General features: G+C 58.9%; 8 protein-coding genes. 4 read left to right on the forward strand and 4 right to left on the reverse strand.

Annotation, left to right across the window (positions count from 1 at the left end):
* Window positions 1-836, reverse strand: an 836-nt coding sequence (locus tag AACR77_RS00185) for an MHYT domain-containing protein (RefSeq protein WP_331371152.1), incomplete at its 3' end; no start/stop codon positions are given.
* 447 nt (window positions 837-1,283) lie between these two features.
* Here AACR77_RS00185 and AACR77_RS00190 point away from each other — a divergent pair.
* On the forward strand, window positions 1,284-1,871 hold the full coding sequence (locus AACR77_RS00190) for a histidine phosphatase family protein (RefSeq protein WP_042877879.1): 588 nt from the start codon (window positions 1,284-1,286) through the stop codon (window positions 1,869-1,871).
* A gap of 48 nt (window positions 1,872-1,919) precedes the next feature.
* Here the strand turns inward: AACR77_RS00190 and AACR77_RS00195 are convergent, their stop codons facing one another.
* Window positions 1,920-5,063 (reverse strand): DUF3427 domain-containing protein, encoded by a 3,144-nt coding sequence (locus tag AACR77_RS00195; RefSeq protein WP_042877881.1) that lies wholly within the window; start codon window positions 5,061-5,063, stop codon window positions 1,920-1,922.
* Window positions 5,064-5,216: 153 nt separating this feature from the next.
* Here AACR77_RS00195 and AACR77_RS00200 point away from each other — a divergent pair, with 153 nt between their 5' ends.
* Window positions 5,217-5,684: a hypothetical protein gene (locus AACR77_RS00200; protein ID WP_042877883.1), complete on the forward strand. Its 468-nt coding sequence runs from the start codon at window positions 5,217-5,219 to the stop codon at window positions 5,682-5,684.
* A gap of 110 nt (window positions 5,685-5,794) precedes the next feature.
* Window positions 5,795-6,163 (forward strand): VOC family protein, encoded by a 369-nt coding sequence (locus AACR77_RS00205; RefSeq protein ID WP_042877885.1) that lies wholly within the window; start codon window positions 5,795-5,797, stop codon window positions 6,161-6,163.
* Window positions 6,164-6,175: 12 nt separating this feature from the next.
* Here AACR77_RS00205 and AACR77_RS00210 read toward each other — a convergent pair whose 3' ends face one another.
* Together AACR77_RS00210 and gdhA are read right to left on the reverse strand one after the other, a co-directional pair.
* Window positions 6,176-6,391: a DUF3955 domain-containing protein gene (locus tag AACR77_RS00210; protein ID WP_042877887.1), complete on the reverse strand. Its 216-nt coding sequence runs from the start codon at window positions 6,389-6,391 to the stop codon at window positions 6,176-6,178.
* A 143-nt stretch (window positions 6,392-6,534) separates the two neighbouring features.
* Entirely contained in the window at window positions 6,535-7,878 is a 1,344-nt protein-coding gene (gene gdhA / locus AACR77_RS00215) for an NADP-specific glutamate dehydrogenase (protein ID WP_042877889.1), read from the reverse strand.
* A 568-nt stretch (window positions 7,879-8,446) separates the two neighbouring features.
* Here gdhA and rluF point away from each other — a divergent pair.
* Window positions 8,447-9,460: a 23S rRNA pseudouridine(2604) synthase RluF gene (gene rluF, locus AACR77_RS00220; protein WP_042877891.1), complete on the forward strand. Its 1,014-nt coding sequence runs from the start codon at window positions 8,447-8,449 to the stop codon at window positions 9,458-9,460.
* Window positions 9,461-9,661: the final 201 nt, after the last annotated feature.

The raw sequence follows: 9,661 nt of genomic DNA on the forward strand, positions 1-9,661 counted from the left end.
AGCCGGTTCGGCAGCCGGGTCAGGCTGTCATGGAGCGCCAGCTTGAGCAGCTCGTCGTGGGCCTGATGCAGGGAGGTGGAGAGCCTGGCGGCGTGGGCATCCAGCATGGATAGCACGAAGGCGATGGCGAACACCGCCAGGGTCACTATGATGACCACGGTTGCCAGCCATTGGGTATTGAGACCGGTGTAGAGGGCCCCGCACAGGCTATCTGCGGGGAACTGGGCCGCCGCCATGCCGGTGTAGTGCATGCCGATGATGGCGGCCCCCATCACCAGGGAGGCGAGGGCCTTGCTGAAGAAGGCGCGGGGCGAGCTGTTGCGCAGGCGAAACGCTATCCAGAGTGCGGCACCCGAGGCGAATACCGCGATGAGGATGGAGAGGATGAAAAGCCCAGGCAGGTAGTGGATGCCGGGCGCTATCTTCATGGCCGCCATGCCGATGTAGTGCATGGTGGCGATGCCGGCCCCCATCAGTACGGCCCCGAACAGGATCTGGTGCCAGGGGAGCTGGGGACGACTCACCAGCCAGAGCGCAAAGGCCGAGGAGCCGATGGCCGCCACCAGGGAGAGACCGGTGAGGGTCAGATCGTATCCCAGCGCGATGGGCAGGTTGAAGGCGAGCATGCCGATAAAATGCATGGACCAGATGCCGAGCCCCATGGCGAAGGCTCCCCCCGCTAGCCAGAGCACGGCGGCCCGTCCCCGGCTCTGGCTCACCCGGCTGGTCATGGTCAGCGCCGTGTAGGAGGCGAGCACCGCCACCAGGATGGAGAAGAACACCAGATCCTGGCTGTAATAACTGTCGAGCATGGGGTGGGTTGGGGTCACGTTCATTTACTCTGGGGTACATCAGGGCCTGAGCCTGGGCCGGGTCAGGGGAAATCGGGTGGCAGATTGTACACCAGGCGTCCCTGTCGTGAGCCAGAGATACGTACCAAAATGGCCCCCGGATCAGAGCAAAAACTCTGTCTTTTCTGGCATTGGCCGCCATCCTGTGACCGATAAACCGGCAGATCCCCATTTTATCCCGTCTGAACAACAAGATAGGGGGCATGGGGCGCTTGCCACGGCGCGCCGGGCCCGTGGCGAAGGCGTGTGGTATGCGCACAAGGCGCCTGTGCGATAAAGGCGCGCAGCCCCTGTTGCCCTTTCACGTATAGCCGCAGGCCATGCGCTCAAGGAGTCAGCACAAGCCTGCATCCTCCGGGTCTTGGTTGACCCGGTACATCTGTTATCATCTTCCCCCTGTTTTCTTATCTCGTTGACTCTGCTGGAGAAACCATGTCTCGAACCCTCTATTTGCTGCGCCATGGCCAGACCCGTTACAACGCCGAATTGCGGTTGCAGGGGCGGTGCAACTCCGAGCTGACCCACAGGGGCGAAGCCCAGGCCCTCGCCATGGGGGCCCGCCTGGCCGACCTCCTGACCGAGCCCACCGACTGGACGATCTACGCCAGCCCCCTCGGCCGGGCACGGCAGACGGCGGAGCGGGTGTGTCAGCAGCTTGGCTTGGACCAGGAGCGCATCATCTGGGACGAGCGGCTGGTGGAGCTGGGGATGGGGGAGTGGGAGGGTCGCCGGGTACCCGAACTGCTGGCGGCCCACCCCGAGCTGGATCTGGAGGAGCCGGACTGGTATCTGCGGGCCCCCCATGGCGAGAGTTTTGAAGGCATTCAGCGCCGGGCCCGGCAATGGCTTGAGGACGAGCACATTGCCGAGCAGGCCATCGTGGTTTCTCACGGTCTCTTTGGCGCCATGCTGCGCGGCGCCTATGTGGATCTGGACTACACCACCACCTGGCTGCAGGAGCTGCCGCAGGATGCCTTCTTCAAACTAAGCGGTGGCCGAATCGAGCGGATTGCCTGCTGACCACACGAAGGCGGCCCGCCGTGGGTGGGCCTTGTTGTGATGGGTCGCTCAGCCAACTGCCAATTTGGCCGCTTCTTTCCACATAAAAGGCGGCATCGGAGTAGTGAGACGCCATTTAATGTTCATCGGTTGGCTACCGCTGTGGGAGATGTACTCCACCTCACCGAAGTTCACAAAGCCAAGGGTGCGGCCAAATTCATCTTTGCTCTGCTCACGAACGAACAGAAACACGCGCTTACCCTCTGCTCTGTGGTTTATGTAACTCAGCCCCTTACCTCGCTCTGGGCGAGCGCTGTTTTGGCTCTGCCAATGGAACAGCGACTCGTTGATGGCGTAGTCGTGATAACGGGTGGTGGGGGAGAAGTGCTGCTCCGTTTTGTTCAAGGTCACGAACAGCAACTCGATATTGTGCTCTGCGATGACATACACCCCTTCGCGAGCCGTGGGTTGCTGCGCGAAGGTGGTCGCGCCAAAGCCAACCAGCACTTGCTCTCTGGCATAGCGAGCATGCAGTTGTAGTGGATTGCCGGGAAGATCTGGCATGGCTCTTTGTTCGTGCTGCACCCGGTTGATCAGCATGGGCAACAGATCTGCCAGCTCGGCCCTTAACTCTGGTTGATTGAGTTGTTTCAGGCTGTGCGCCAAGGAGCTAAAGCCTGCGTTGGGGCCGCTTTGTTGCCAGAAGTCGTAATGGCACATCAAGGCCATCCGCTCATCGTGCTCAGCCGTTAAGGTAAAGGCGCTTTCCACCAAGGTTTGTAAGAAGTTCAAGTAATGGAGCGCATCGCAGCCCAATAGCCGGGTTTTGATGGCCCGGGTGTAGAGGGTCGACAGCTTCTCATCGCTCATTTCAGAAATGGTATGGTTGTGGGCCTGTTTGACCAAGGCGCTCCAATTGCCGCGCTTGTAGATCTCCTCAAGGCTGATATGAGGGTAGAACTTCAAAAAATTCGTCAGTGTCAGTGGTAAATCGCAATCCTGTGAGAAACGGCGGATCAGGCCCATGAGGCGCGATGTATTGAGAGTCGCCTTTTTGATATTGCTCAGAATTAACTCTTGGGTCTGTTTTGAGAGCTCGATACGGCAGCCCAAGGGGGCGTGAGGGAAGCCCTGTTTGATCTCGTGGCTGATCGCCTTATTGGTTTTACCCACCAGTGCCCGGAATTTCTGGGCAAAGTCATACTCCGCACGGGCATTCCCAACAAAGTCCAATACGGTGCAGCACTCTTTATCGCTCGCCAGCCGCAGGCCACGTCCCAATTGCTGCAAGAAGATGGTGAGGCTTTCCGTTGGTCGTAAAAACAGCAAGGTATCGACTTCCGGGATATCAACCCCTTCGTTGAAGATGTCCACCACGCAGAGAATATTGATAACGCCGGTACGCAAATCTTGTTGCTTACTATGTCGCTCGTCTCGGTTATCGCTAGTGAGGATGTCAGCCTTGATGCCCTTCAATAAAAATGCCTTGCACATAAAGTCGGCATGTTCACGGCTCACACAAAATGCCAGTGCTTTGATCTTGGTAATATCGGTGACGATCTCATTGAGGTTCTGGACTATCTTCTGTACCCGCTGCTGATTGTGGGTATAGATATTGGTGAGCTCAGTGATGTCATAACGGCCATTTTTCCAAGTCACTTGGCGCAAGTCAGTATCATCATCGATACCAAAATATTGGAATGGACAGAGATGGCGACGATTGATTGCCTCGGGCAAGCGGATTTCTGCTGCGATGACACCACAAAAGTCGGCAAGAATATCACCGCCATCATGGCGCTCTGGCGTTGCGGTTAATCCCAACAGAATCTGAGGTTCAAAGGCGGCGAGCAGACCGCGATAACTGGCCGCCGCAATATGGTGAACCTCATCAATGACGATGTAATCGAAATAGTCTTGGCTAAGACGTAAATTAGCCAGCTGGTTATTCAAAGATTGTACCGAGGCAAACAGCTGACGGTAGTGGGTTGGCACGGCGCCGCCGACCAAGAGTTCGCCAAAATTGGATTGCTTGAGCACTCCGCGGTACGAGGCTAATGCTTGGCGCAAGATCTCCTCTTTGTGGGCGACAAACAGAAACTTGGCATCGGGTTTGGTTTTCAAAAAACGCGCAAAATCAAAGGCGGAGATCAGAGTTTTCCCTGTACCGGTAGCCGCTACCACCAAGTTACGAAAGCGCTGGTGTAAAGCGCGCTCCATCGCCAATTGTTCAAGGATCTCCAGCTGATGGGGAAACGGCGTGATATCAAAGAAATAGGCAGGGTTATTTCTGTCCCCATCCCCACGGGCCTCTTGCAGTGCATGCTGCAATTTTGTACGGCTTTCGAGCTTGCCATCAAACAGCTCAAAATCATCGGATTCCCAATAGGTTTCAAAGGTACTCAGGGATTTCTCGATAATATGAGGGATCTCTTGCGAGGTGATTTTTAGGTTCCACTCCAAGCCGCTGGTGAGGGCAGAGTGAGAGAGATTGGAGGAACCTATATAGCCGGTATGAAAGCCGGTATTTCGGCAAAAGAGATAGCTCTTGGCATGCAACCGCTCGCGCTGGGTGTTATAGCTGAGTTTGACTTCGGTATTTGGGAGGCTGGCTAAAAATTCAACTGCCTTGGCGTCGGTCGCCCCCATATAAGAGGTAGTAATTACTTTTAATTGGCGGCCGCTGCGAGTGAACTCTTCCAGCTCATGACGGAAAATACGGATACCTGCCCACTTGATAAATGAAACCAGCCAGCAGATGCTATCTGCCGATAATATCTCCCGTTTAATCTCTGACTCCATCGACAAACCCGCATTGCTGCCGCAGAACAGCTCACTTTGCGTTAGACCGGTCAGAGGAAAAATATCTTCGGCATATTGCTTTAAATTGGCAGAGATGGGGTTATCCAACTGGTAGAGCGCGGTCAGAATTTTTCCCTGACTGTCGATAAGGTTCTCGCCAATAAAGTCTGGGTCTTGTATGCGATCTTTTAGCCAAAGCAATAACTGGTTAGCCAGCTCAATCTGCCGTTGTAATGGGTCATCGCCAGTGACCGAGCCTACAGCATATTCCAACACACGAGTTAGGAATCGTGATAACCAGACTGCGGCCTCCGCAGACTCCAGTTGTCGTTCCCCGATGTAGAAATGCGATCGATCTAGTCTTGATGCCAACAGTTGTGTGATGAGTTGTTCATAAATACCACATTGCTGCATGGTGACTGACCTTGAATTTTGTGCATAAGGGGAGTAGGCAGGGTATCATTTTTTTTAGCTAAATCAGTAAGCTGTTATCTAATTTTGTCCATTTGAAGATCTATCTAGCCATGGGTGGCGAAGATAGAGAAGGCGAACCACAGGGAGGTGGTGATGGATCCAATTTCTTATCTTTTTTCGGCTTATCTCAATCTGGTGCAGCAACAAGTGACGGATATCTATGGCACCGAGCTAAAAACGCTGGTAGTGCCCTATGAGGGAGAGCAGGTTCCCTTCTCTTTCCAGCTCTGGCAGATAAAACAGCAAAGTGTCTGCCGTCCCTACGAGCAAGATGTGCGGCGCTTCAGTCAGTGCACGGTCAAGGCGCAGGCACTGTTTGGCAAACTGTGCGATGACCTGACACGGCAAGACGACAGCAGTTGGCAGCTTCCCAAGTACCGCACCATGTACTGCTCGGCGGCTGTCGGTTATCGCCCCATGATTGCGGAGATCGCCGATGCCCAGCAGAGCCCGGGGAAGCTCGCGGAGCGGGCCTGCAATCAGGCCATTTTGGCGGCCATGGAGAGCGACGACGAAGCCCTGCTGGCCCAGCGAGACAAGGCGTGTGCCGCCGTGCGTTAAGGTATTTCCCTAGTCAAAATAAGTGGTTAGCCCCCCTGTGCACCATGCCACAGTTTCTATTGAGGCGGGTGGGTATGATGGTGCGGCAATCACCATGACAGGGAGAGACCATGATCAGCCATATCGACCATCTGGTATTGACGGTCAGCGACATTGAGCGGGCGGTGGCATTTTACAGCGGCGCCTTCAAGATGGAGCCCATCACCTTCGGGGCAGGCCGCCGGGCCCTGCGCTTTGGCAACCAGAAGATCAATTTGCAGTTGCTGGGGGAGGAGGCGCGCAACCGGGCGCAGGTGGGGTCGGGGGATCTCTGCCTCATCACCCGCTGGCCCCTGGATCAGGTGATGGATCAGCTGGCGAGCCAGGGGGTCGAGATAGTGGAGGGGCCTGTGATGAAAAGCGGTGCCTGTGGCCCCATCGAATCGGTCTATTGCCTGGATCCGGACCAGAACCTTATCGAGATCAGCCGCTATCGCTGAGCCCCTGGCGCATCAGGGCCGGTTCTCTTCCCCTTTGGCGAGGGCCCTGCGCAGTGGCGGGAGCAAGCTGAGCACCATGCCGGTGAAGAGCAGCAGATAGCCCAGGGGCAGCAGGGCAAAGGGCTCGTGCAGGAAGCCCTGTGCATCCACTGTGGTGCCCAGCAGGTTGAAGGCCACAAAGCAGCCGAGCCCGGCCAGGATCAGCAGGGCACCTATTTTCATCGTCATCTTGTTATCCTCGTCAGCGAGATGGAACGGATGGGAGACTTTCATGCCTGGGTGAAGAGAGTGTGAAGTCGCGCCAGGCACCAAACACAACGGCAGCCCGAGGGCTGCCGTTGTGTTGAGGGGGAAGCCCCTGGCCAAGGCGTTCAGCAGACCCCTTGCGCCAGCATGGCGTCGGCCACCTTGACGAAGCCGGCAATATTGGCGCCGCTTTCGTAGTTCACATGGTCATCATCCTGACCGTAACGGACACAGGTGGCATGGATGCTGGTCATGATCCCCTTGAGGCGAGCGTCCACCTCCTCCCGGGTCCAGGAGAGGCGCTGGGCATTCTGGCTCATCTCGAGGCCAGAGGTGGCAACCCCGCCGGCGTTGGCCGCCTTGCCCGGGGCGAACAGCACCTTTGCTTCGTGGAAGAGACGGATGGCGGCGGCGCTGGAGGGCATGTTGGCCCCCTCGGCTACCAGCTGCACGCCGTTGGCAATAAGCTGCACCGCATCTTCGGCATCCAGCTCGTTCTGGGTGGCGCAGGGGAGGGCGACGTCGGTCGCCAGGTGCCAGGGGGTGCGGCCGCTGAAGAACTCGAGCCCGAGCTCATGGGCGTAATCGGCGACCCGCTTGCGCTGCTCGTTTTTAAGCGCCATCAGGCGGACCAGCTTCTCGGGGGTGAAGCCGTCCGGATCATAGACGGTGCCGCCGGAGTCGGAGGCGGTGATGACGCGGGCGCCGAGGGCCATCGCCTTCTCGATGGCGTACTGGGCCACGTTGCCCGAGCCCGACACCGAGACCCGCAGGCCATCGAGGGACTGGCCGCGATGGGCCAGCATGGCGTCGACAAAGTAGAGCAGGCCGTAGCCGGTGGCTTCCGGACGAATGAGGCTGCCGCCAAAGGAGAGTCCCTTGCCGGTGAAGACGCACTCGGCGCTGTTGGTGAGCTTCTTCATCATGCCCGCCATGTAGCTCACCTCGCGCCCGCCCACCCCGATGTCGCCCGCCGGCACGTCGGTGTTGGCCCCCAGGTGGCGATAGAGCTCCAGCATCAGGGCCTGGCAGAAGCGCATCACTTCTCCTTCGCTCTTGCCCTTGGGATCGAAATCGCTGCCCCCCTTGCCACCGCCCATGGGCAGGGTGGTGAGGGCGTTCTTGAAGGTCTGCTCGAAGGCGAGGAATTTCAGCACCGAGAGATCCACCGAGGGGTGGAAGCGCATGCCGCCCTTGAAGGGGCCGATGGCGGAGCTGTGCTGCACCCGGTAGCCGCGATTCACCTGCACCTGGCCCTGGTCATCCACCCAGCTCACCCGAAACTGCACCAGGCGCTCGGGTTCCACCAGTCGCTCCAGCAGGCCGTGTTGCAGGTAGCGGGGGTGGCGCTCCACATAGGGCCAGATGGAGGCGATCACCTCGCTCACGGCCTGGATGAACTCGGGCTGGTGAGGGTTGCGGCTGGCGACCTGGGCCAGGAAGGCCTCCTGGGAGAGGGAATGACTCATCTTTAACTCCTGTCGTGAATGATGAAAGTGGCGTCCTGCCAGAGAGGGGATCATGCCCGTCTTCAGGGTTCGCGGGGCTCAAGGGGCCCGTTGTTGCGCCCCGATGGGGGTGTCATTTCCCGTCGTCGGCGGGTCAGAGCAGATAATTCGCGATGACCAAAATCTTTTTATGCATTTTTGCTGGATAAATATCAAGCGTTAGATCATCTGGCTATCTGCCAAAGGCCGCACCCTATCTTCGGCGGCGGGGGCCTGGCCCATGAAGTAAGCACCATGAAGTGAAAAGAGGCGGGGAGTGCGCGGTGCAGCCCAATCAGGGCCGCGGTGTCACCGCACGCTGGATAGGGGGCCTGCTGCTGCATCAGGGGCAGCCCCCCCTGTGAGCCAGCGGCCAGGGTGCGACGGGGCCGGGCGCGGGCGCGTGCAATGTGCTACTGTAGCGGCGTTTTTTGCCGAACATGCAGGGCGCAGGCCCTTATTTCATGGAGTTGTATGCAGACGAACCCGACCACAGCGCGGCTGATCCAGCCAGCCATTCTCAAGGCCCATCCGACCCGGGAGGTGACCCATGCTGGCCGATGAATCCATGCGCCTGAACAAATACATCAGCGAGAGCGGCATCTGCTCCCGTCGTGAGGCCGATCGTTTCATCGAGCAGGGCAACGTCTTCATCAACGGCAAGCGGGCCGGGGTGGGGGATCAGGTGTTTGCCGGGGATCTGGTCAAGGTCAACGGTCAGGTGATCGAGCCGCGCGAAGCCGACAGCCTGGTCTTCATCGCCCTCAACAAGCCGGTGGGCATCGTCAGCACCACGGAGGCGGGGGAGAAGGACAACATCGTCGACTTCGTCAACCACAGCACCCGTATCTTCCCCATAGGGCGCCTCGACAAGGACTCCCAGGGGCTCATCTTCCTTACCAACCACGGGGATCTGGTGAACAAGATCCTGCGGGCGGGCAACGATCACGAGAAAGAGTACCTGGTGACCGTGGACAAGCCGGTGACCGACGAGTTCGTCCGGGGCATGGCGGCCGGGGTGCCCATCCTCGGCACCGTCACCAAGAAGTGCAAGGTGAAGCGAGAGGCCCCCTTCGTGTTTCGCATCACCCTGGTGCAGGGGCTCAACCGCCAGATCCGCCGCATGTGCGAGCACTTCGGCTTCGAGGTGACCAAGCTCGAGCGCATCCGCATCATGAACGTCAGCCTCAAGGGGCTGCCGGTGGGGGAGTGGCGCGATCTCACCGACGACGAGCTGATCGAGCTGTTCAAGCTCATTGAGGACTCCTCCTCCGAGGCCAAACCGGCCAAGGGGGCTCAGGTTGCCAAGCCCAAGGCGGCTGTGGCCGGCACCCCGGCCCAGGGCAAGAAGCCGCGGCGCAGCGACGATCACGAGATTGGCGGGCGGCCCAATGTGCCGGGCCCCGAGGCCTTCGAGAAGAAGAGCCCCGCAGGCAAGGGCGGGGCGGGCAAAGGGGCTGCCAGCAAAGGGGCAGCAGGTAAAAGCGCGCCCGGCAAGGGGGGCAAACCCGCCCCGGGCAAACCGCGGCCAGGGCAGGGCGGGCGCCAGAAGAAGGGGCGCTGAGCGCCGGGCCTTCCCGCACCCTGATGAACAACACCGGCCAAGGCCGGTGTTGTGTTTTCTGGCCCCCAAGGCCGGTGCTCGCCGGATCAGGCAGGCTTGTGGCCTGCCGTCTGCACAGCCATGGTCTGCTTCGGGGGCAGGCCCATGGCCCTTGGGTAGTGGCGCGGGTTGAGACGCACCACCAGCAGGCTCATACTGTGA

The sequence above is a fragment of the Aeromonas sp. ZOR0002 genome (genome assembly GCF_963866995.1).
Classification (GTDB): Bacteria; Pseudomonadota; Gammaproteobacteria; order Enterobacterales; family Aeromonadaceae; genus Aeromonas; species Aeromonas caviae.